The organism is Variovorax sp. EBFNA2 (assembly GCF_033802765.1).
In the GTDB taxonomy this organism is placed as follows: domain Bacteria; phylum Pseudomonadota; class Gammaproteobacteria; order Burkholderiales; family Burkholderiaceae_C; genus Variovorax; species Variovorax paradoxus_H.
This window is the reverse complement of sequence record NZ_CP138496.1, coordinates 1,360,471-1,382,512: the sequence shown is the minus strand read 5'-3', so window position 1 is coordinate 1,382,512 and position 22,042 is coordinate 1,360,471. Positions and strand designations below refer to the sequence as shown.

The 22,042-nt window shown below is 68.8% G+C and carries 25 protein-coding genes; 17 read left to right on the top strand and 8 right to left on the bottom strand.

Going from position 1 to position 22,042, the window contains the following annotated elements:
• The first annotated feature begins 13 nt into the window (after nt 1-13).
• On the top strand, nt 14-817 hold the full coding sequence (locus RZE79_RS06205; protein ID WP_319359456.1) for an SDR family oxidoreductase: 804 nt from the start codon (nt 14-16) through the stop codon (nt 815-817).
• Here RZE79_RS06205 and RZE79_RS06200 read toward each other — a convergent pair.
• Together RZE79_RS06200 and RZE79_RS06195 are read right to left on the bottom strand one after the other, a co-directional pair.
• The gene (locus RZE79_RS06200; protein ID WP_319359455.1) at nt 799-1,449 is read right to left on the bottom strand and encodes a TetR/AcrR family transcriptional regulator; all 651 of its coding nucleotides are present in this window, start codon (nt 1,447-1,449) and stop codon (nt 799-801) included. The two genes, RZE79_RS06205 and RZE79_RS06200, sit on opposite strands and share 19 nt — an antisense overlap.
• A 71-nt stretch (nt 1,450-1,520) precedes the next feature.
• On the bottom strand, nt 1,521-2,123 hold the full coding sequence (locus tag RZE79_RS06195) for a phenylacetic acid degradation protein PaaY (RefSeq protein WP_319359454.1): 603 nt from the start codon (nt 2,121-2,123) through the stop codon (nt 1,521-1,523).
• A gap of 149 nt (nt 2,124-2,272) precedes the next feature.
• Between RZE79_RS06195 and RZE79_RS06190 the strand changes: the two genes are divergently transcribed.
• From RZE79_RS06190 to RZE79_RS06120, 15 genes are all read left to right on the top strand, one after another.
• Entirely contained in the window at nt 2,273-3,076 is an 804-nt protein-coding gene (locus tag RZE79_RS06190; RefSeq protein WP_319359453.1) for an enoyl-CoA hydratase-related protein, read from the top strand.
• Nucleotide 3,077: 1 nt separating this feature from the next.
• Nucleotides 3,078-3,524: a hydroxyphenylacetyl-CoA thioesterase PaaI gene (gene paaI, locus RZE79_RS06185; protein WP_101493130.1), complete on the top strand. Its 447-nt coding sequence runs from the start codon at nt 3,078-3,080 to the stop codon at nt 3,522-3,524.
• Between the two features lie 14 nt (nt 3,525-3,538).
• Entirely contained in the window at nt 3,539-4,849 is a 1,311-nt protein-coding gene (paaK, locus tag RZE79_RS06180) for a phenylacetate--CoA ligase PaaK (RefSeq protein WP_319359452.1), read from the top strand.
• A 42-nt stretch (nt 4,850-4,891) separates the two neighbouring features.
• Nucleotides 4,892-5,902, top strand: coding sequence for a 1,2-phenylacetyl-CoA epoxidase subunit PaaA (gene paaA / locus RZE79_RS06175; RefSeq protein WP_139700072.1), 1,011 nt, complete (start codon nt 4,892-4,894; stop codon nt 5,900-5,902).
• Nucleotides 5,899-6,195 (top strand): 1,2-phenylacetyl-CoA epoxidase subunit PaaB, encoded by a 297-nt coding sequence (paaB, locus tag RZE79_RS06170; protein WP_056578133.1) that lies wholly within the window; start codon nt 5,899-5,901, stop codon nt 6,193-6,195. The genes paaA and paaB overlap by 4 nt, the downstream gene beginning before the upstream one ends.
• Before the next feature lie 17 nt (nt 6,196-6,212).
• Complete coding sequence (gene paaC / locus RZE79_RS06165) at nt 6,213-6,992, top strand: 1,2-phenylacetyl-CoA epoxidase subunit PaaC (protein WP_101493128.1); 780 nt, start codon at nt 6,213-6,215, stop codon at nt 6,990-6,992.
• Nucleotides 6,986-7,516, top strand: a complete 531-nt coding sequence (gene paaD, locus RZE79_RS06160) for a 1,2-phenylacetyl-CoA epoxidase subunit PaaD (RefSeq protein WP_373696542.1) — start codon at nt 6,986-6,988, stop codon at nt 7,514-7,516. The genes paaC and paaD overlap by 7 nt, the downstream gene beginning before the upstream one ends.
• A 12-nt stretch (nt 7,517-7,528) precedes the next feature.
• The gene (gene paaE, locus RZE79_RS06155; protein ID WP_319359450.1) at nt 7,529-8,623 is read left to right on the top strand and encodes a 1,2-phenylacetyl-CoA epoxidase subunit PaaE; all 1,095 of its coding nucleotides are present in this window, start codon (nt 7,529-7,531) and stop codon (nt 8,621-8,623) included.
• 52 nt (nt 8,624-8,675) lie between these two features.
• Nucleotides 8,676-9,821, top strand: a complete 1,146-nt coding sequence (locus tag RZE79_RS06150; protein ID WP_319359449.1) for an ABC transporter substrate-binding protein — start codon at nt 8,676-8,678, stop codon at nt 9,819-9,821.
• 227 nt (nt 9,822-10,048) lie between these two features.
• Nucleotides 10,049-11,077, top strand: a complete 1,029-nt coding sequence (locus RZE79_RS06145; protein ID WP_101493124.1) for a branched-chain amino acid ABC transporter permease — start codon at nt 10,049-10,051, stop codon at nt 11,075-11,077.
• Nucleotides 11,074-12,972, top strand: a complete 1,899-nt coding sequence (locus RZE79_RS06140) for a branched-chain amino acid ABC transporter ATP-binding protein/permease (RefSeq protein ID WP_319359448.1) — start codon at nt 11,074-11,076, stop codon at nt 12,970-12,972. Before RZE79_RS06145 ends, RZE79_RS06140 begins: the two co-directional genes overlap by 4 nt.
• Nucleotides 12,969-13,700 carry an ABC transporter ATP-binding protein gene (locus RZE79_RS06135; protein ID WP_319359447.1) on the top strand — a complete coding sequence of 244 codons (732 nt, stop codon included), beginning with the start codon at nt 12,969-12,971 and terminating at the stop codon, nt 13,698-13,700. The genes RZE79_RS06140 and RZE79_RS06135 overlap by 4 nt, the downstream gene beginning before the upstream one ends.
• A gap of 150 nt (nt 13,701-13,850) precedes the next feature.
• Entirely contained in the window at nt 13,851-15,902 is a 2,052-nt protein-coding gene (gene paaZ / locus RZE79_RS06130; RefSeq protein ID WP_319359446.1) for a phenylacetic acid degradation bifunctional protein PaaZ, read from the top strand.
• Nucleotides 15,902-16,660 carry a glucose 1-dehydrogenase gene (locus RZE79_RS06125; RefSeq protein ID WP_319359445.1) on the top strand — a complete coding sequence of 253 codons (759 nt, stop codon included), beginning with the start codon at nt 15,902-15,904 and terminating at the stop codon, nt 16,658-16,660. Before paaZ ends, RZE79_RS06125 begins: the two co-directional genes overlap by 1 nt.
• 29 nt (nt 16,661-16,689) lie before the next feature.
• Complete coding sequence (locus RZE79_RS06120; RefSeq protein WP_319359444.1) at nt 16,690-17,250, top strand: isoprenylcysteine carboxylmethyltransferase family protein; 561 nt, start codon at nt 16,690-16,692, stop codon at nt 17,248-17,250.
• Here RZE79_RS06120 and RZE79_RS06115 read toward each other — a convergent pair.
• The 4 genes from RZE79_RS06115 to RZE79_RS06100 form a co-directional block, all read right to left on the bottom strand.
• Nucleotides 17,231-17,848: a flavin reductase family protein gene (locus tag RZE79_RS06115; protein WP_319359443.1), complete on the bottom strand. Its 618-nt coding sequence runs from the start codon at nt 17,846-17,848 to the stop codon at nt 17,231-17,233. The genes RZE79_RS06120 and RZE79_RS06115 overlap by 20 nt on opposite strands.
• Nucleotides 17,849-17,955: 107 nt before the next feature.
• Nucleotides 17,956-18,432 (bottom strand): hypothetical protein, encoded by a 477-nt coding sequence (locus tag RZE79_RS06110; protein WP_153280360.1) that lies wholly within the window; start codon nt 18,430-18,432, stop codon nt 17,956-17,958.
• A 47-nt stretch (nt 18,433-18,479) separates the two neighbouring features.
• A complete protein-coding gene (locus tag RZE79_RS06105; RefSeq protein ID WP_319359442.1) occupies nt 18,480-19,205 on the bottom strand; it encodes a hypothetical protein in 726 nt (241 codons plus the stop codon).
• Between the two features lie 207 nt (nt 19,206-19,412).
• A complete protein-coding gene (locus tag RZE79_RS06100) occupies nt 19,413-20,390 on the bottom strand; it encodes a LysR family transcriptional regulator (RefSeq protein ID WP_319359441.1) in 978 nt (325 codons plus the stop codon).
• Between the two features lie 106 nt (nt 20,391-20,496).
• Here RZE79_RS06100 and RZE79_RS06095 point away from each other — a divergent pair, with 106 nt between their 5' ends.
• A complete protein-coding gene (locus RZE79_RS06095; RefSeq protein ID WP_319359440.1) occupies nt 20,497-21,417 on the top strand; it encodes a class I SAM-dependent methyltransferase in 921 nt (306 codons plus the stop codon).
• On the opposite strand, the gene RZE79_RS06090 is transcribed toward RZE79_RS06095, so the two are convergent.
• Both RZE79_RS06090 and RZE79_RS06085 read right to left on the bottom strand, forming a co-directional pair.
• On the bottom strand, nt 21,389-21,571 hold the full coding sequence (locus RZE79_RS06090; RefSeq protein WP_153280364.1) for a helix-turn-helix domain-containing protein: 183 nt from the start codon (nt 21,569-21,571) through the stop codon (nt 21,389-21,391). The two genes, RZE79_RS06095 and RZE79_RS06090, sit on opposite strands and share 29 nt — an antisense overlap.
• 101 nt (nt 21,572-21,672) lie before the next feature.
• On the bottom strand, nt 21,673-22,038 hold the full coding sequence (locus RZE79_RS06085; RefSeq protein ID WP_319359439.1) for a DUF3325 domain-containing protein: 366 nt from the start codon (nt 22,036-22,038) through the stop codon (nt 21,673-21,675).
• Nucleotides 22,039-22,042 lie beyond the last annotated feature (4 nt).

The following is a 22,042-nucleotide window of genomic DNA, read 5'->3' as shown; positions in this document are numbered from 1 at the left end:
GAACGGATTCGAAATGAGCGATCAAGCAACTCCCGGCACCGCCGTCGTCACCGGCGCTTCGGCCGGCCTCGGCAAGATCTATGCGGACCGCCTGGCCCGCCGCGGCCACGACCTGCTGCTGGTGGCACGCCGCGCCGAACTGCTGGAAGAAGTCGCCGCCGACCTGCGCGCCAGCTACGGCGTGAAGGTGCAGACGCTGGCCGCCGATCTGGCGGCCCCCGACGACCTCGAACGCGTGGCCCAGGCCGTGGCTGCCGACCCGTCGATCACGCTGCTGGTCAACAACGCCGGCCTTTCCACGCTCGCGCCCGTTGCGCAGACCACGGCCGCGCAGCTGCAGAGCATGCTGGACGTGAACATCAACGCGCTCGCACACCTGAGCCGCGCCGCACTCACCGCTTTCAAGTCGCGCGACCGCGGCACGCTGGTGAACATCGGCTCGGTGCTGGGCTTCCACACGCTGCCGATCAGCAGCATCTACAGCGGCACCAAAGCCTTCGTGGTCGCCTTCACGCGTGGGCTGCAGGACGAAGTGGCGGGCACGGGCGTGAAGGTGCAGCTGGTGCTGCCGGCGGCCACGGCCACCGACATCTGGGAGCTGTCGGGCGTGCCGGTGTCGGCACTGGCCGAAGGCACGGTCATGGCCGCCGAAGACTGCGTGGATGCCGCGCTGGCCGGGCTCGATCTGGGAGAGGCGATCACCCTGCCCTCGGTGAACGAGGCGAAGCTGCTCTCGGCGTTCACCGACGCGGGCGCCGCGCTGTTCGGCGCGTCGCAGACCGGCCAGCCGGCAACGCGCTACCTGGCAACGGCCTGATCGGCCGCGGCGACGGGAGTTGTTGCCGCGGTGTCCGGCAGCTTCACCGCCCCCACCCCGCCCAAAAACAGGTCGGCCACGATCGGCGCGATGGCCGCGTGGTCGAGCCGGCCGCCGGGCTTCATCCAGGTGAACATCCAGTTGATCATGCCGAACAGCAGCATGGTCAGCGGCTTGGCGAGTTCGTCGCTCGGCGCGCCGGGGCGCAGCGCCGACACGGCGCGCGCAAAGCCCGCGACCACGGCGCGCTCCTGGTCGAGCACGCGCTCGCGGTCTTCGGCTTCGAGAAAGCGCACGTCGTCGGTGAGCACGCGGTGCGCGTCCTGCGCGCCGGCGTACTCCTCGACGATGCGGTAGATGAAGCGGCGCAGCCGCTCTTCATCGGTATGCGGGTTGGCCTCTTCCTCGGCCACCAGCGCCGCCAGCTTCGAGACGTGCGTCTCGGCGATGCTGATGAGCAGGCTGCTCTTGTCCTTGTAGTAGTGATAGAGCGTGGCCTTCGAGAGATTGCAGGCCTCGGCGACCTGGTTCATCGAGGTCGCGGGGTAGCCACGGCGGGCGAACAGCTGGGCGGCCTGCGCAAGGATCAGTTCGCGCTGGTCGTCGTAAGTGGCGGATCTTCCACGCGGCATCGGGTCTTCTTCCTGGGTTGTCTGTCGGTTGCTGACATGCAGCAGGCTCGATCTTGCATGAAGCCGCAGGGCTACCCGCGGCGGGTGGCGATCAACGATTTCACGTCGGTGACGGGCAGGCGCGGCCGGTCTTTTTCGACCTCGGCGAGCGGCGCCACCTCGTGCAGGCTGGCCAGGCTGCGCACCGTCAGCGCCTGGTAGGTGTGCGTGCCTTCGAGCTTCCAGGCGATCTCTTCGTCGCTGAGCTCGCGCCGCACCTTGGCCGGAATGCCCGCCGCGAGCGAGCGCGCGGGCACCTTCATGCCGGCGGGCACGAAGGCGCAGGCCGCAACGATGGCCTGCTCGCCCACCTCGGCCTCGTCCATCACCACCGCGTTCATGCCGACCAGCGCGTCGCGCCGCACGATGCAGCTGTGCAGGATCGCGCCGTGGCCGATGTGGCCGTTGACCTCCACCACCGTGTCGTTGTCGGGAAAGCCGTGGATGCAGCAGTGGTCCTGCACGTTGGAGCCCTCCTGCAACACGATGCGGCCGAAGTCGCCGCGCAGGCTGGCGCAGGGACCCACATAACAGTGCGGTCCGACGATCACGTCGCCGATCAGCACGGCCGTGGGATGCACGTAGGCGCTCGGGTCGACGACGGGGATCACGCCGTCGATGGAATAGCTGGGCATTCGGTCTCCTTGTTTTTTGCGAGTCTCAGGGTTTGCCCTGAAGGCACCCCGCTTGTGCCGGAATCGAGGTCGATCCTAAAATCAACCGAACGGTCGGTCAATAGTGTTTGCCTGCCGATCCGGCCCCACAAAGGATGAAAGAGACACGCATGACTGAGCCTTTGGTACTCATCCGCGACAGCGGCGCCGTCCGCACGCTGAGCCTGAACCGCCCCGCGGCACTCAACAGCTTCACGACCGGGTTGCACGCCGAACTGCTGGCCGCGCTCGAAGCCGCTGCCGCCGACAGCAGCGTGCGCTGCGTGGTGCTCACCGGCGCCGGCCGCGCCTTCTGCGCCGGGCAGGACCTGGCCGACCCGTCGGTCGCGCCCGACCCCACGCCGGGCGCCGCGCCCAAGGACCTGGGCCACGTCATCTCCACCTACTACGGCCCGCTGGTCGCGCGCCTGCGCTCGATGCCGGTGCCGGTGGTGGCCGCCGTCAACGGCGTGGCGGCCGGCGCGGGCGCCAACCTCGCGCTGTGCTGCGACCTCGTCGTGGCCGGCCGCTCGGCCAGCTTCATCCAGGCCTTCACCAAGATCGGCCTCGTGCCCGACACCGGCGGCACCTGGCTGCTGCCGCGCCTCGTGGGCCCGGCGCGCGCGCTGGGCATCGCGATGCTCGGCGACAAGCTGCCCGCCGAAGAAGCCGCACGCATCGGCCTGATCTGGCAGTGCGTGGACGACGCAGCCCTGGCCGACACCGCCGCCGCGCTGGCCTCGCGCCTGGCCGGCATGCCGACGCGTGCGCTGGTCGCCACCCGCGAGGCGATGGCCGCCGCGCAGAACCTCGACCTCGGCGCGGCACTTGCCGAAGAAGCGCGCATCCAACGTGAGATGGGCAACGCCGACGACTACCGCGAAGGTGTCGAGGCTTTCCGCGCCAAGCGCGCCCCGGTGTTCAAGGACCGCTGAGATGACCGACGCTTCCTCCCGCACCCCGCAACAGACCGCCGAGTTCGTGCGCGACGGCATGTTCGCGAACGACAACGCCAGCAAGGGCCTGGGCATGCGCATCGTCGAGGTCGGCCCCGGCCAGGCCACGCTCGAAATGCGCGTGCGCCCCGACATGCTCAACGGCCACGCCATCTGCCACGGCGGCTTCATGGCCACGCTGGCCGATTCCACCTTCGCCTTCGCGTGCAACTCGTACAACGAGCTGACCGTGGCCTCGGGCTTCGCCATCGACTTCCTTGCGCCGGCGCGCGAGGGCGACGTGCTCACCGCGCGCTGCTTCGAAGTGTCGAAGGCCGGCCGCACCGGCGTGTACGACACCGAAATCACCAACCAGCGCGGCGAGCGCATCGCGATGTTCCGCGGCCGCTCGTACACCGCCAAGGGCCGCCCGGCAGTCCCGGCTTGAGGAGACAAGACACCATGACCGTGAAACGCCCCGCCCCCGGTGACCTCGACCCGATCGAAACCGCCAGCCGCGACGAAATCGCCGCGCTGCAACTCACGCGCCTGCGCGCCACGCTGCGCAACGCCTATGACAAAGTGCCGCACTACCGCAAAGCCTTCGATGCGAAGGGCGTGCATCCCGACGACCTGAAGTCGCTGGCCGACCTGTCGAAGTTCCCGTTCACGGTGAAGACCGACCTGCGCGACAACTACCCCTTCGGCATGTTCGCCGTGCCGCGCACGCAGGTGGCGCGCATCCACGCGTCGTCGGGCACCACCGGCAAGCCGACCGTGGTGGGCTACACCAAGAACGACATCGACACCTGGGCCGACCTCGTGGCGCGCTCGATCCGCGCAGCAGGCGGACGGCCGGGCGACATGATCCACGTCGCCTACGGCTACGGCCTCTTCACCGGCGGCCTCGGTGCGCACTACGGCGCCGAGCGCGCGGGCTGCACCGTCATCCCGATGTCGGGCGGCCAGACCGAGAAGCAGGTGCAGCTGATCCAGGACTTCAAGCCCGACATCATCATGGTCACGCCCAGCTACATGCAGGTGATCATCGAGCAGTTCGAGCGCCAGGGCCTCGATGCCAAAGACAGCTCGCTCAAGATCGGCATCTTCGGCGCCGAGCCGTGGACCGAGGCCATGCGCCGCGACATCGAGACCAAGGCCGGCATCGACGCAGTCGACATCTACGGCCTCTCCGAAGTGATGGGCCCGGGCGTCGCGAGCGAATGCGTCGAGAGCAAGGACGGACCGGTCATCTGGGAAGACCACTTCTACCCCGAGATCATCGACCCCGAAACGGGCGAGCTGAAGGCCGACGGCGAAGAAGGCGAACTCGTCTTCACCTCGCTGAGCAAAGAGGCCATGCCCATCGTGCGCTACCGCACGCGCGACCTCACGCGCCTGCTGCCGCCCACCTCGCGCGCGTTCCGCCGCATGGGCAAGATCGTCGGGCGCAGCGACGACATGATGATCATCCGCGGCGTGAACGTCTTCCCCACGCAGGTGGAAGAGATCGTGCTCGCGCACAGCGCGCTCACCGGCCTGTACCAGGTGCGCGTGAGCCGCGAAGGCCTGCTCGACCAGGTCGAGGTGCACTGCGAACTCACGCCGCACGAAGCCGCCGCGGCCGACCGCACCGCCATCTCCGACTGGGTGCAGCACCGCGTGAAAACGCTCATCGGCATCTCCACCCGCGTGGTCGTGCACGGCCCCGACGAAATGGAACGCACGCAGACCGGCAAGGCCCGCCGCGTGATCGACACGCGCCCGCGCTGAGCCGCCCGCGCGCCCCCCACACCGCACCGAAAGGACACGCACATGTACACCCAGGCCATGGACACGATGGGCAAGGACGCAGGCGACGGCAAGCAGAAGGCCGTGCGCTCCGCCGACGAGCTGCGTCTCGAGGAACGCTTCGACGCCCGCATCGACGCCGGCGACTTCATCGAGGCGAAAGACTGGATGCCCGAGCACTACCGCAAGACGCTGGTGCGCCAGATCAGCCAGCACGCGCACTCCGAAATCGTCGGCATGCTGCCCGAAGGCAACTGGATCAGCCGCGCGCCCACGCTCAAGCGCAAGGCCATCCTGCTGGCCAAGGTGCAGGACGAAGGCGGTCACGGCCTGTACCTGTACGCCGCAGCAGAAACGCTGGGCACCTCGCGCGACCAGATGTTCGACGCGCTGCACACGGGCAAGGCCAAGTACAGCTCGATCTTCAACTACCCCACGCTCAGCTGGGCCGACATGGGCACCATCGGCTGGCTGGTCGACGGCGCGGCGATCATGAACCAGGTGCCGATCTGCCGCTGCTCGTACGCCCCGTATGCGCGCGCCATGATCCGCATTTGCCGCGAAGAGAGCTTTCACCAGCGCCAGGGCTACGAAGCACTGCTGACGATGATGAAGCAGGGCACCGAGGCGCAGAAGGCGATGGTGCAGGACGCGGTCAACCGCTGGTGGTGGCCCTCGATCATGATGTTCGGCCCGCCCGACGACCAGTCGCCCAACTCGGCGCAGTCGATGCGCTGGGGCATCAAGCGCTTCAGCAACGACGAGCTGCGCCAGAAGTTCATCGACGCCACCGTCGAGCAGGCCGCGATCCTCGGCGTGACCCTGCCCGACCCCGACCTCAAGTGGAACGAAGAGCGCCAGTCGCACGACTTCGGCGTCATCGACTGGAGCGAATTCTGGCGCGTGATCGCCGGCGACGGCCCCTGCAACCGCGAACGCCTGCAGGCCCGCGTCGATGCATGGGACGACGGCGCCTGGGTGCGCGAAGCCGCCCTCGCCCACGCCAACAAACAACCTTTGAAGGAAGCAGCATGAGCACCGAAGTGAAGCAAGAGTGGCCCCTGTGGGAAGTGTTCGTGCGCAGCAAGGCCGGCCTGGACCACAAGCACTGCGGCAGCCTGCACGCGGTCGATCCGAAGATGGCGATCCAGATGGCGCGCGACGTCTACACGCGCCGCCAGGAAGGCAGCAGCATCTGGGTGGTGCGCTCCGACCAGATCGTGGCCAGCGACCCGGGCGACAAGGACATGTTCTTCGACCCGGCCGAGGACAAGGTCTACCGCCATCCCACCTTCTACGCACTGCCCAAGTCCGTGGACCACATGTGAGCCCAGGACGGCACGCCATGCAAGCCTCGATCGAACTGAACCGCACGCCCGCCGTGCACTACCTGCTGCGCATCGGAGACACCTGCCTCGTGCTCGCGCAGCGTCTGGGCGAATGGTGCGGCCACGCACCGGTGCTCGAAGAAGACATCGCGATGGCCAACATCGCGCTCGACCTCGTCGGCCAGGCCCGCGCGGTGCTCACGCACGCCGGCAAGCTCGAAGGCGCTGACCGCGCGCACGACGAAGACCAGCTCGCCTACCTGCGCGACGAGCGCGACTACTTCAACCTCACGCTGGTCGAGCTGCCGCGCGGCGACTTCGCCTTTGCCGTGCTGCGCAACACCATGGTCGCCACGCTGCTCAAGCTGCTGTGGCAACGCCTCGCCGCATCGAGCGACGCCGAGGTGGCCGCCATCGCCGGCAAGGCGCTGAAGGAAGCGCGCTACCACCAGCAGCACTCGGCCGACTGGGTCGTGCGCCTGGGCGACGGCACCGACGAATCGCGCCGCCGCACCGAGAAGGCGCTCAAGCAGCTGTGGCTCTACGTGCCCGAGCTGTTCGAAAGCGACGACGTCGACGCGCAAGCCAGCGCCAGCGGCCTCGGCCCCGCATGGAGCGAACTGCGCGAGCCCTGGCTTGCCGACATGCAGCAGGTGCTCGACGCCGCCGGCCTCGCCATGCCCAAGGAAGCCGCCTTCCGCAGCACCGGCAAGCACGGCGTGCACAGTGAGCACATGGGCTACATCCTGGCCGAGATGCAGCACCTGCAGCGCAGCTTCCCTGGAGGCGTGTGGTGACGAACGCGCTGGCGTCGCGCATTGATGCGGCATGGGCCGTGCTGCACACCGTGCCTGATCCCGAAGTGCCGGCCGTGTCGGTCTGCGACCTGGGCATCGTGCGCGAGGTGATCGAACACGACGACGGCCTCGAGGTTGTGCTCACGCCGACCTACTCCGGCTGCCCCGCCACCGAAGCCATCGAGCACGACGTGCTGGCCGCCATCGAACAGGCCGGCCTGGGCCGCGCGCGCGCCACCTTGCGCCGCGCACCCGCCTGGACCAGCGACTGGATCAGCGACGAAGGCCGCGACAAGCTCAAGGCCTACGGCATCGCGCCGCCCGCGCACCTCACGCCCGAGCAGGCCTCCACCACCGCCGTGCCGATCAGGCTCTTCGGCCGCATGGCCGGTGAGCGCATCGCCTGCCCCCGCTGCGCGAGCGAGCGCACCGAGCGGCTCTCGGCCTTCGGCTCCACGGCGTGCAAGGCGCTGTACCGCTGCATGGCCTGCCGCGAACCCTTCGAACACTTCAAGCCTATTTGAGGCACGCCCACGATGAGCACCCTCTTCCACCCCCTGCGCGTGAAGGCCATCGAGCCCGACACGCACGAGGCCGTCATCGTCTCGTTCGAGGTGCCGGCCGACCTGCAGCAAGTCTTCGGCTTCACGCAGGGCCAGTACCTCACGCTGCGCCATGACATCGACGGCCAGGACCTGCGCCGCTCCTACTCGATCTGCGCCGGCATCGACGACGGCGAGCTGCGCGTCGGCGTGCGCAAGGTGCGCGGCGGCGTGTTCTCCAACTGGATCAACGCGCACCTGCAACCCGGCGACAGCCTGCAGGTGATGGCGCCGCAAGGCCGCTTCTTCGTGCCCATCGAACCCGAGGCCGCGCGGCATCACGTGGGCATTGCGGGCGGCAGCGGCATCACGCCGATCCTGTCGATCATGAAGACCGTGCTGGCGCGCGAGCCGAAGAGCCGCTTCACGCTGATCTACGGCAACCGCCAGCTGCAGTCCACGATGTTCAAGGAAGAGATCGAGGACCTGAAGAACCGCTACATGACGCGCCTCGTGCTGCAGCATGTGTTCTCCGACGAGCACACCGATTCGCCGCTGGGCTTCGGCGTGATGAACCGCGAGAAGATCGGCGAGTTCCTGACCTCGGTGGTGCCCGCCGCGCAGATCGACCAGGTGTACGTGTGCGGCCCGTTCCAGATGAACGACGAGGCCGAGGCCGCCTTGCTCGCCGCGGGCGTGCCCGAAGACCGCATCCACATCGAGCGCTTCGGCGTCGCGCTGCCCTCGGCCACGTCGGCCGCCCAGGTCGGCGCGGTGGTGCACGAGGCGCAGCCGGGCGATGCCAAGCAGGCGCGCGTGACCATCGTGCGCGACGGCCTGCAGCGCGAGATCACCTACACCGAGGGCCAGCCCAGCATCCTCGATGCGGCGTCGGCGGCCGGGCTCGAAGTGCCGTTCTCGTGCACCTCGGGCGTGTGCGGCACCTGCCGCGCGAAGTGCGTGGACGGGGAAGTCCGCATGGAAAGAAACTTTGCGCTCGACAAGAATGAAGTGGCCGCGGGATTCGTGCTGACCTGCCAGGCCCACCCCCTGACCGAGCGCGTCACGCTGTCTTTCGACGAGCGCTGAACGCCCGCTTTTCCCTCGGCCTTTCCCATTTCAACCCGGAGACAAACCAACCATGACCTTCTTCAAGCCCCTGCTGATCGCCGCCCTGTGCGCCACGGCCCTCTCGGCCTGGGCCGACGTCAACGTCGGCGTGACCATCTCGGCCACCGGGCCGGCGGCGTCGCTCGGCATCCCCGAGAAGAACACCATCTCGCTGATGCCCAAGACCATCGGCGGGCAGAAGATCAACTACATCGTGCTGGACGATGCCTCCGACACCACGGCCGCTGTGAACAACACGCGCAAGCTGATCGCCGAGAACAAGGTCGACGTGATCCTGGGCTCGACCACCACGCCGGCGTCGCTCGCGATGATCGACGTGGCCAGCGAAGCGCAGACGCCGATGATCTCGGTGGCCGCCTCGGCCCGCATCATCGAGCCGATGGACGCCAAGAAGAAGTGGGTTTTCAAGACGCCGCAGAACGACATCATGATGTCGCTGGCCATCGCCGAGCACATGGCCGCCAACGGCGTGAAGACGGTCGGCTTCATCGGCTTCTCCGACGCGTACGGCGAAGGCTGGTCGCAGGAGTTCGCCAAGGCCGCCGAGCTGAAGAAGATCAAGATCGTGGCCAACGAGCGCTATGCGCGCTCCGACACCTCGGTCACCGGCCAGGCGCTGAAGCTCATGTCGGCCAAGCCCGACGCGGTGCTGGTCGCCGGCTCCGGCACGCCGGCCGCGCTGCCGCAGAAGACGCTCAAGGAGCGCGGCTACACCGGCAAGATGTACCAGACGCACGGCGTGGCCAATGCCGACTTCCTGCGCGTGGGCGGCAAGGACGTGGACGGCACCTTCCTGCCGGCCGGCCCGGTGCTTGTGGCCGACCAGCTGCCCGCCAGCAACCCGGTGAAGAAGTCTGCGCTCGCCTACGTCGCCGCGTATGAAGCCGCCTACGGCAAGGGCACGGTCTCGACCTTCGGCGCGCACGCCTGGGACGCGGGCCTGTTGATGAGTTCGGCCGTGCCGGTCGCGCTGAAGAAGGCTCAGCCGGGCACGCCCGAGTTCCGCGCCGCGCTGCGCGATGCGCTCGAGCAGACCAAGGACGTGTCGGGCGCGCATGGCGTGTTCAACATGACCGAGAAGGACCACCTGGGCCTGGACCAGCGCGCGCGTGTGATGGTGAAGATCGAAAACGGCGCCTGGAAATACCAGCCCTGAGCGTTCTCTGACTTGCTCCCTCCCCCGCTGGGGGAGGGCGGGGGTGGGGGCACGACGACTTTGAATGCCGCGCAGCCTTGAACGCAGTGGCTGCCCCCATCCCAACCTTCCCCCAGAGGGGGAAGGAGCAATACAGACGCAGACAGACAGACGGACAGCAGCGCGCGACCGACAGCGCTAGCAACAGACACTGACTCGACACACGGGCCCCGCCCGAAGGTTTTCATATGGACTTGCAGATTGCCCTGTTGCTCGGGCAGGACGGCATCGTGAACGGCGCGGTCTACGGACTGATGGCGCTCGCGCTGGTGCTGGTGTTTTCGGTCACGCGCGTGATCTTCATTCCGCAGGGCGAGTTCGTTGCCTTCGGTGCGCTCTCGATGGCCGCGCTGCAGGGCGGGCGCACGCCGGCCACGCTGTGGCTGCTGGTGGCGCTGGGCGCCATGGCGCTCGTCGTGGAGGTGTGGCGCTGGAAGCGCGGCGCGACGATCGACTGGCGCTCGGCCTTCACGTGGTGTGTCGCCTTCCCGGCCGTCGCCGCGGTGCTGGTGCTGGGCGTCAAGCCCACCTCGATGACCCTGCAGGCGGTCACCACGCTGGTGCTGATCGCGCCGCTGGGCCCGCTGCTCTATCGCCTGGCGTACCGTCCGCTGGCCGACGCCACGGTGCTGATGCTGCTGATCGTCTCGGTCGCGCTGCATGGCGTGCTGGTCGGCCTGGGCCTGTTCTTCTTCGGTGCCGAAGGTTCGCGCACCACGCCGTTCTCCGACGTGCGCTTCGACATCGGCGGCATCCCCGTGAGCGGCCAGTCGATCGTGGTGGTCGGCGTCACGCTGCTGCTGGTGATTGCGATGTTCTGGTTCTTCGGCCGCTCCATGGTCGGCAAGGCGCTGCGCGCCACTGCCATCAACCGCGTGGGCGCACGGCTCTCGGGCATTCCCACCGAGCTGTCGGGCGACCTGAGCTTTGCGCTCGCGGCGCTCATCGGCGCGGTGTCGGGCCTGCTGATCGCACCGATCACCACGGTCTACTACGACACCGGTTTTCTCATCGGCCTGAAGGGCTTCGTGGCCGCCATCGTCGGCGGGCTCGCGAGCTACCCGCTGGCGCTCGCGGGCGCGCTGCTGGTCGGCCTGCTGGAAGCTTTCTCTTCGTTCTGGGCCAGCGCCTACAAGGAGGTGCTGGTGTTCACGTTGATCATTCCGGTGCTGTGGTGGCGTTCGCTGCGCAGCCACCACGTGGAGGACGAGGAATGAGCGCGTCGCCCACCACCTCTTCCACCACGGCCCACGCGGGCCGTCCGCTGGTCACGCCGCGCACGCTCACGCTGGCGTGCATCGTCGCGCTCGCGCTGGCCTGGGGCTGGCTGCCCGACTTCACGGTCGCGGTGCTCAGCAACATCGGCCTGTACGCGCTGGTGGCCGCCGGGCTGGTCATGCTGACCGGCGTCGGCGGCATGACCTCCTTCGGCCAGGCCGCGTTCGTCGGCATGGGCGCCTATGCCACCGCGTGGATCTGCACCTCGCCCACCGCCGCGGGCTGGCTCGGCGGCCTCGCGGGCTCGGCGCTGGTGCCGTGGCTCGGCCTGCTGCTCGGGCTGGTGCTGACCTTCGCGCTGGCCTGGGCGCTCGGCGCGGTCACGCTCAAGCTGTCGGGCCACTACCTGCCGCTGTGCACCATCGCCTGGGGCCTGAGCCTGTACTTCCTGCTCGGCAACATGGAGTTCCTGGGCGGCCAGACCGGCATCACGGGCGTGCCGCCGCTGGTGGTCGCGGGCATCTCGCTGGCCTCGCCGCGCGCACTCGGCGTGGTGATCTGGGCCGTGCTGCTGCTGGCGCTGTGGGCGCTGCACAACCTGCTCGACTCGCGCGAAGGCCGCGCCATCCGCGCGCTCAAGGGCGGCCGGCTCATGGCCGAGTCGATGGGCGTCGACACGGCGCGCCACCGCATCAAGCTGTTCGTGCTGGCCGCACTGCTGGCGGCCGTGTCGGGCTGGCTCTACGCGCACATGCAGCGCTTCGTGAACCCCACGCCCTTCAACCTCAACATCGGCATCGAGATGCTGTTCATGGCGGTGGTCGGCGGCGCGGGCCACCTGTGGGGCGCGGTGCTCGGCGCCACGCTGATCACGCTGCTGAAAGAGAAGCTGCAGGACGTCCTGCCTGCGCTGCTGGGCACCAGCGGCAACTTCGAGGTGGTGGTGTTCGGCCTGCTGATGCTGTTCGTGCTGCAGCGCTTTGCCGACGGCCTGTGGCCCACGCTGGCGCGGCTGGTGAGCCGCTGGGTGCGGCCGGTGGCCAAGGCCCCCGCAGCCGGTTCGGCGACGGCCCCGGCGGCGCAGCTCGCACAGCGCGTGCTGCCGGCGGCAGGCACGATGCTGCTGCAGGCCGACGCGGTCAGCAAGCGCTTCGGCGGCCTCATTGCCAACAACGACATCTCGATGACGCTGAAGGCCGGCGAGATCCATGCGCTGATCGGCCCGAACGGCGCGGGCAAGAGCACCTTCTTCAACATGATCTCGGGCGTGGACGACCCCAGCTCGGGCCAGGTGCGGCTCGAAGGCGACGCCATGTCGGGCCGACCCTCACGTGCTTTCGCGGCACGCGGCCTGGGCCGCACCTTCCAGCACGTGCGCCTGCTGGGCCAGCGCAGCGTGGTCGAGAACGTGGCGCTCGGTGCGCACCTGCGCGCCAGGCGCGGCTGGCTCGCGGCGATGCTGCGGCTGGACCGCGCCGAAGAAGCCGCGCTGATGGCCGAAGCCCGCAAGCAGATCGAGCGCTGCGGCCTCGGCGCGCACGCCGACACGCCGGCCGCGTCGCTCTCGCTGGGGCAGCAGCGCGTGGTCGAGATCGCCCGCGCGCTCGCCGGCCAGCCCTCGGTGCTGCTGCTCGACGAACCCGCCGCCGGCCTGCGCCATCTTGAAAAGCGCGCGCTCTCCGAGCTGCTGGGCCAGCTGCGCGCCGAAGGCCTGGGCATCCTCGTGGTGGAGCACGACATGGAGTTCGTGATGAACCTCGCCGACCGCATCACCGTGCTCGAGTTCGGCACCGTGATCGCCACCGGCACGCCGGCCGAAGTGCAGGCCAACCCGCGCGTGCTCGAGGCCTACCTGGGCGGCGCCGACGACGAATTGCTGGAGGACGCCCGATGAGCCATCCCATTCTCCAATTGGAAGACTTCTGCGTCGCCTACCGCTCGGTGGAGGCGGTGCACAGCGTGCGCCTGCACGTGAACGAAGGCGAGATCGTCACCGTGATCGGCCCCAACGGCGCCGGCAAGACCACGCTGCTGTGCGCGGCCATGGGCCTGCTGGTGTCGAGCGGCAAGCTGTCGCTCGACGGCGAGCGCATCGCGCGCCCCGGCGTCGAGACCATGGTGGCGCGCGGCGTGGCGCTGGTGCCCGAGCGGCGCGAGCTGTTCGGCGAAATGTCGGTCGAAGACAACCTGCTGCTCGGCGGCTTCTACCAGTGGCGCAAGGGCAAGCGCGACCAACGCGCGCGCATGGACGAGATCTTCGAGATCTTTCCGCGCCTGAAGGAACGCCGTCCGCAGATGGCCTCCACGCTCTCGGGCGGCGAGCGCCAGATGCTGGCCATCGGCCGCGCACTCATGGCGCGCCCGCGCCTGCTGATGCTCGACGAACCCTCCCTCGGCCTGGCCCCGCTGGTCGTGCGCGAGGTGCTGCGCGTGGTGTCGCAGCTGCGCAAGCACGGCGTCTCGGTGCTGCTGGTGGAACAGAACGCCCGCGCCGCGCTGCAGGTGGCCGACCGCGCCTACGTGCTCGAGATGGGCGCGGTGGCGCTCGAAGGCAATGCCGGCGATCTGCTGCACGACCAAAGAATCATCGATACCTACCTGGGCATCGGGAACAAGAAATGACCCTGTTTTTCTCCCTCCCCTTCCGGGGGAGGGTCGGGGTGGGGGCAAGCGGCGATCGATAGGGCACCGCGCCGAACCCGCGCCGCTTGCCCCCATCCCAGCCTTCCCCCGGAAGGGGAAGGAGCAACACAACAGCCAAAGGACATCACCATGACCACCCTTCAAAGCTACATCGCCGGCCGCTGGATCGGCCAGGAAGCCGCGCAATCGCTGCGCAGCGCCGTCAACGGCCAGGCCGTGGCGAGCACGCACGCCGAGGCCATCGACTTCGCCGAGGCGCTGGCGCATGCGCGCCGCGTCGGCATCCCCGCGCTCATGAAGCTCGACTTCCAGCAGCGCGCCGAGCGACTGAAGGCGCTGGCCAAGTACCTGGCCGCGAACAAGGAAGCGCTGTATGCCGTGTCGGCCCACACCGGCGCCACGCGCGCCGACGGCTGGATCGACATCGAGGGCGGCGCCGGCACGCTGAGCGCCTACGCCAGCATCGGCACCAACGAGCTGCCCTCGGGCAACCTCGTGCACGAAGGCCCGGCCTTCCCGCTCGGCAAGAAGGGCGGCTTCGCGGGCACGCACATCCTGGTGCCGCGCGGCGGCGTGGCGGTGCACATCAACGCCTTCAACTTCCCGGTGTGGGGCCTGCTCGAGAAGTTCGCGCCCAGCTTCCTCGCGGGCATGCCCTGCATCGGCAAGCCGGCCACGGCCACCAGCTACCTCACCGAGGCGCTGATGAAGCTCATCGTGCAGTCGGGCATCCTGCCCGAGGGCAGCCTGCAGCTGGTGATCGGCAGCACGGGCGACCTGCTCGACCGCCTCGAAGGCCCCGACGTCGTCACCTTCACCGGCTCGGCCGACACCGCCGCCAAGCTGCGCGTGAACGCGAACCTGGTGCGCCAGTCGATTCCCTTCAATGCCGAGGCCGACTCGCTCAACTGCGCGATCCTCGCGCCCGACGTGACGCCCGACGACGAGGAGTTCGACCTCTTCGTGAAAGAGGTGGCGCGCGAGATGACCACCAAAGCCGGCCAGAAGTGCACGGCCATCCGCCGCGCGATCGTGCCGCGCCAGCACCTCGATGCGGTGGCCGAGAAGCTGCGTGCCCGCCTGGCCAAGACCGTCATCGGCGACCCGTCGCGCGAAGACGTGCGCATGGGCGCCCTCGCCTCGCGCGACCAGCAGGCCGACGTGGCCGAGCGCGTCGCCACGCTACTGCAGGGCGCGGAGTTGGTGTACGGCGCACGCGACGGTTTCTCGCCCGTGGGCGACGGCGTGAGCGAAGGCGCGTTCTTCGCGCCCACGCTGCTCCTGAGCCGCAAGCCACTCGAACACGATGCCGCGCACGACATCGAGGCCTTCGGCCCCGTCAGCACGCTCATGCCCTACGACGGCATCGACGAAGCACTGGCGCTGGCCGCACGCGGCAAGGGCAGCCTCGTGGGCACGCTCGTCACGCGCGACCCGGCCATCGCCGCAAAGGCCATTCCGGTGGCTGCCGCCTGGCACGGCCGCCTGCTGGTGCTCGACCGCGAGGCCGCCGCCGAATCGACCGGCCACGGCTCGCCGCTGCCAGTGCTCAAGCACGGCGGCCCGGGCCGCGCGGGCGGCGGCGAAGAGCTCGGCGGCCTGCGGGCCGTGAAGCACTACCTGCAGCGCGCCGCGCTGCAGGGCTCGCCCACCATGCTCGCGGCCGTCACCGGCGAGCACGTGCGCGGCGCCGCGCTGCGCGAGAGCGAAGTGCATCCCTTCCGCCGCTACTTCGAGGAACTGCGCATCGGCGACTCGCTGCTCACGCACCGCCGCACCGTGGGCGAAGCCGACATCGTCGCCTTCGGCGGCATCTCGGGTGACTACTTCTACATGCACTTCGACGAAGAAGCCGCCAAGGCCTCGCCCTTCGGCAAGCGCATCGCGCACGGCTACTTCGTGCTGTCGGCGGCCGCGGGCCTGTTCGTCTCGCCCTCGCCCGGTCCGGTGCTGGCCAACTACGGGCTGGACACGCTGCGCTTCGTCAAGCCCGTGGGCATCGGCGACACCATCCAGGCGCGCCTGACCTGCAAGCGCAAGATCGACCGCAACAAGAAGGACGCGAGCGGCCAGGGCCAGGGCGTGGTGGCCTGGGACGTGGAGGTGACCAACCAGCTCGGCGAACTGGTCGCGAGCTACGATATCCTGACCCTCGTCTCCAAGAAAGCAGAAACCACCTGATGTTCGATCTCACAGGAAAAGTCGCGCTCGTCACCGGCGGCAACGGCGGCATCGGCCTCGGCATGGCGCAGGGCCTCGCCAAGGCCGGCGCCCGCGTCATCGTGGCGGCGCGCAATGCGCAGAAGTCGGCCGCCGCGGTCGACTCGCTGAAGGCATTGGGCAGCGACAGCTTCGCGCTCGCGCTCGACGTGACCGACGAAGCCTCGGTGCAGAAGGCCTTCGATGAGGTCGTCGCGCGCTGCGGCCGGCTCGACATCCTCATCAACAACGCCGGCACCACGGTGCGAAAGCCCGTCGACCAGCTCGCGCTGGCCGAGTGGCACCAGGTGATGGACACCAACCTCACCAGCGCCTTCCTGTGCAGCCGCGCCGCGCACCCGCACCTGAAGGCTGCCGGCGGCGGCAAGATCATCAACATCGGCTCGATGATGTCGATCTTCGGCGCACCCTACGCCCCGGCCTACGCCGCGAGCAAGGCCGGCATCGTGCAGCTCACCAAGTCGACCGCGCTCTCGTGGGCGGCCGACCAGATCCAGGTCAACGCCATCCTTCCGGGCTGGTTCGAGACCGAGCTGACCGACGGTGCGCGCAACCAGATTCCGGGCCTGTACGAACGCGTGAAGACGCGCGCCGCCGCCGGCCGCTGGGGCCAACCCTCGGACATCGCGGGCACCGCCGTGTTCCTGGCGAGCGCCGCATCGGACTACGTGACCGGCACCGCCATCCCCGTCGACGGCGGGTTTTCGATCTCCGGCTGAGCCACGCGGGCCGTGTAAATTCGGCCGCCATGCTCCTCTGGTTTCAGCTCTTTCTTTTTGTCGCCGGCACGGCCGCGCTGCTGTACGTGTCGCGCGGCCCGCTCAGCCAGCCCGGTTCCCACGGCTTCTTCCGCTTCTTCGCGTGGGAATGCATGCTGGTGCTGATCGTGCTGAACCTGCCCGTGTGGCATGTCGATCCGTTCTCGGCCACGCAACTGATCTCGTGCGTGCTGCTGGCGCTGTCGATCTGGCTGCCCATCCACGCGGTGCGGATGCTCAAGGCACACGGCAAGCCGAGCGAGGCGCGCAGCGACGACCCGGCGCTGTACGGTTTTGAAAAGACCTCGGCGCTGGTGACCACCGGCGCCTTCCGCTACATCCGCCACCCGATGTACACGGCGCTGATGCTGCTGGCCTGGGGCGCCTTTCTCAAGCAGTTCACCTGGCTCACGCTGGCGCTGGTGCTGGCGGCCACGCTGTTCCTGTTCCTCACGGCGCTGCGCGACGAAAAAGAATGCCTCGCGCATTTCGGCGACGCCTACCGCGACTACATGCGCGGCACGCGGCGCTTCATTCCTTTCGTGGTGTGACCGGCGACAGCGCCTTCGCATCGACGGCCTCGCCATCGACGATGAAGTGCCCGCCCGCCACGTGGTGCAGCGTGCGCAAATCGTCATGCCCCTCGAAATGCCAGCGACCTTCGGAGAACACGCGCGCATCGGCCTGCGCCGCGATCACTTCGCCCAGGAACAGGTCGTAGCGTTGCTGGATCGGCGGCTCGGGCAGCAGCCGGCATTCGAGCCAGGCCGCGCAGCCTTCGAGCAGTGGTGCGCCGGTGGCGTCGCCCGCGAAGGTCGAGAGGCCGTAGGCGGCGAACTTGTCGCTGCCGTCGCGCTCGGTGATCTCGAGGCCCGAGCTGTTGCCCAGTGCATCGGTCAGGTCGAGCTGCGCGCGCGTGGGCACCTGCAGCGCGAAGGTGCCCGCGCCTTCGAGCAGCACGCGCGTCCAGGTGCTCTTGTCGAGCACGACCGCCACCTTGGGCGGATCGAAATCCAGCGGCATTGCCCAGGCCGCGGCCATGATGTTGCGACGCCCGTCGTGCGCGGCGCTCACGAGCACGGTGGGCCCGTGGTTCAGAAGTCGGTAGGCCTTGTTCAGCGGAACCGGCCGGCGGTGAGAAGCGTTCATGCGCGTGGGACTCGCGCAGGCGAGCCCGGAAAAGGGAGGCCCGCCAGCCTACCAGCAGGCGCCGCGCCCTGCCCTGCCGAGGGGCTCAGGCACGAGCCGGCAGCCCGTCAGGCCGCATAGGCGTCGCACAGCGCGAGGTACTCGTCGCCCGAAATCTCCAGCGCGGTCGCGCGGCGCAGCACGCGGGCCTTCGGCTTGGGCAGATCGGTCTTGATCTGGATCTGCTTGCCGATGGGAATGCCCATGTAGTCCTGGTTGACCCAGGTGTTCTCGACGATGTTGCCCCACGGCAGCAGCAGGCCGTTCTCGAAGGTCAGGCCCTGGCGACCGATGACGAAGGCGGGCGTGGCGATGTTGGCCAGCGTGCGAATGCACTTCACGGCCAGCCATGCGGCCAGCAGGCCGAAGCCCGCCGCGATGAGGATGCCGATGTTCTTGTCCTGCGCGCGGATGCACAGCACGGCCAGCACGACCGTCACCACCACCCAGAGCGTGGCGCCGGCGATCAGCCGCGTGCGCGAGTAGAAGACGGGGCGGTCCTGGCGGGTTTTTTCCTGTTGGCTGGCGGAGCTGTAGATTTCCATTTGTGAGTCCCTGTACTTTGGAGATGAAGAAAAATTTGGGAGAAGGCTCAGGCCGACGGCAGGCGCTGCATGAGACAGCCCATCAGCACCGGCTCGTTGTCGATCTTCGAGCGATCGATCTTCCGGGTCTTGCCGTTGGCCACGATCACCAGGTGCTCGTCGACATCCATCGCTTCAGCGTCCGACTGCGTGCGGATGGTGTCGATGCTCGACCACGCGATGAGCTGGCCCTTGTGCACCAGCCCTTCCGCATTCAGCGCCAGTGCGCCAAAGGGCACCGTGTCGCCCGCATGCAGGCGCCGCTCGACGTCGTGCCGCAGCACTTCGCCCACGGCCTCTTCGAGTTCAGCGACGAGCGCGTGCGCGTCGTCCCACAGGTCGAGCCGCAGCCGCAGCGTCTGGCCGTCGCGGGTCGTGAGCAGCAGGTGGTTGCGGTTGTGGCGATGGCGCAGCCGCGTCACGTCGGCGAAGGCGACGGTCTGCGTGCCAATCTGCAGGCCCTGCGCGTTCAGCGTCAGTTCCTGCGGCGTGCGCAGCCACGCGAAGAAGTCGCTGCCCTTCCAGCAGATCAGGTAGATCGCGGCCGGAACCGCCAGCACGAGCACGAAGAACGCGCCCTTATAGCGAACGAAGTCCGGCGTGATGAGGTACGGAAGGATGTAGATCTTTGCCGGCACCAGCACCATGGCGCAGAACACATAGATCGCGGCCAGGCCGGCCAGCACACAGTAGAACGCGTAGCGCGGAAAGATGCGGTCGTGACGAAGGGGCATGTGAAGCAAGCACCCAATGCGTCGACAACGGGCGTGGTGGCGTGAAGCTGAATTGCGCGCACGAAGATACCAGCGCGAAGCCTCACTCTCGAGGCGCGACAGGCGTTCACGCATCTTTTTTTTGAGCAAGCAACGCGTGACGCGAAGCCGGTTAACCGAGAAGATTTAAGTTTGATGCGTGCTTCGGCACAACCGCTGCTTAAGCATTCATGGCAACTCGGCAAGCAGCGCGCGGTGTGCGGCCAGCGCGCGCCCGCGCATCGGGGCCTGCGCGTCGCGCCCCGTGAGCGGACCGAAGCGCACATCTTTCGACACGGCGTCCACCGCATCGCGAAGACAGCGGTGCGCCGGGTCCACCTCGTCGCGCGGATGCCAGGCCTGCAGCACCTGCTCAGGCGGCACGGCCACCGGCAGCTTGAACATCGCCAGGCCGAGGCTCGCGGCCACGGTGCGCGCCAGCGGCTCGGGCACGCAGGCCACCAGCGACGAGCGCGCGGCCGCCATCAGCGCGCCATAGGCGCTGGGCACGGTCAATGCGATCTGCCGCGCACAACCTTGTGCCGCGAGCAGGCTGTCGAGGGGCTCGACCGACCTGGCGCGCCGCGTGACCGCCACATGCTGCTGGGCCGCCAGGCGCTTGGGCGTGACGCGCGCCTTGAGCAGTTCGTGCCCCGCCCCGACCACGCCGACGATGCGCTGCTCGTACAGCAGCGCGGTCTGAGTCTCCGGCCCTCGGTCGGGCAGCGTGCCCACGTCGAGGTCGATACGCCCTTCGCGCAAGGCCAGCGCATCGCTGTCGCTTTCGGGCACGAAGCGCAGGCGGGCCAGCGGCATGTCGCGCCGCAACGCAGCCAGCAAGGTGGCGCCGTAGACGATGCCCATGCCTTCGGGTGCGCGCACCGTGAACTCGCGCGTCACACGCGCCAGCGGCACGCCGCCGTCGGGCTGCATCAGCAGGCGCGCGTCGGCGATCAGGCGGCGCACTGGATCGCGCAACGCCACCGCCCGCGGCGTCGGCACCAGCTTGCGGCCGGCCCGCACGAGGATCGGATCGCCCAGCGCCTCGCGGATGCGCGCGAGCGTGTGGCTCATGGCCGGCGCGCTCAGATGCATGCGCTCGGCCGCCGCGCTCACGCTGCCGGTGCTCAGCAGAGCGTCGAGTGCGGCCAGCAGGTTCAAGTCCATGGAATTCATTTGGTGCAGGTCATTGCTTTGAATAATGCACTGTACAGACGCGTCGCGCGGGCAGAAACTTCGCGCCCTTGCCCCCTCGCACCATCGGAGCCCGTCCTTGAATCCTTCTTCGCAAGCCAGCCGCACCGCCCTCGCCACCGCGCTCATGCGGTCCATCCATTCGCGCAGCGCACCCGCGCCGCTGCTGGACGACACCTGGGGCGAGCGCCTCGTGCCGGACGCCGTGCGCACCGCCTTCCGTGAACGCGCGCTGGTGCGGCGTGATGCATCCGCGACGGGCACACTTGAGACAGCACTCGACGACGCGATGCGCGCCAACGCCGCCTACCCCGATGTGATCTTGCGCTCGCGCTACACGGAAGACGCGCTGCAGGATGCGGTCGCACGCGGCATCACGCAGTACGTGCTGATCGGCGCGGGCTTCGACAGCTTCGTGTGCCGCGTCCCCGACTGGGCGCAGGGCCTGGACATCTACGAGGTCGACCACCCGGCCACGCAGCCGCTGAAGCGGCAGCGCCTCGCGGCCTGCGGCGTGCCACCTTCCGCATCGGTGCATTTCGTCGAAGCGGACCTGTCGGCCGAAAGCCTCGGCGCGGCGCTCGCGCGCTCGCCGTTCAACACCACGCAACCGGCCTTCTTCTCATGGCTCGGCGTGACCGTGTACCTGACGCGCGAGGCCAACCTTGCCGCGCTGCGCGACATCGCCACGTGCGCGGCGCACGGGAGCGAACTCGTCTTCACCTACATCGACGAGGCCGCGCTGCACGCCGGCCCCGAAGCATTCCAGAAGCTGCGCAGCGACGTGGCCGCGGTCGGCGAGGAGTTCCTGTCGGGCTTCGATCCGAAGACGCTGGGGCCGCTGCTGCGCGGCACCGGGCTCGAGTTGCTCGAAGACATCGACGGCCACGCGGCACTGGCGCGCTACGACCCGGCCGGACGCAACGGCCTGCAGCCGGCCGGTGCGGCGCACATTGCGCACGCGCGCGTGCTCAGCGCGGCACCATCGCCTGCCGCCTGAACTCGCTCGGGCTGCCGCCCGTGTGCGCGCGGAACACGCGACTGAAGTGCGAGAGGTTGCTGAAGCCCGCGCCCAGCACGATGTCGGTGATCGAGCGCGCGGCGTTCGCGGGGTCGATGAGGTCGCGGATGCGGGCTGCCAGCCGCTGGTGCACGGCGGCGTCAAGTCATCGGGCTACGGGCGCTTCGGCGGCCGGGCCGGTGTCGAGGCATTCACCGAGCTGCGCTGGATCACGGTGCAGACGACGCCGCGGCACTACCCGTTCTGATCAATCGCGTCGGGCTGCGACGGCCGGCCGGATTGTCCCGGTGCGGTCGTCGCGGGTATCCACATCACCAGCGGACGGAGCCAGCGCGGGCGCCAGCTGAGCGTGAACGTCACCACCAGCGCCGCGCCGGCGAGCGTCATGAACCAGACCAGCGAGGCCATCGAGACATGGTCCGCGGCAAGGCACAGCACGAGCGATGCGAACAGGCACACGGCCCCGAGGGTGCGCAGGAGCCGGACCATGCGCGGGGAGCACTGCGGATCGGTGCGCACCTGCTCCCAGTGCACATCCATCGACAGCGCGAGAAGGCCGGCGGCGGCAACGCTTGCGACCATGGCGATGAACAGGAGCATGGCG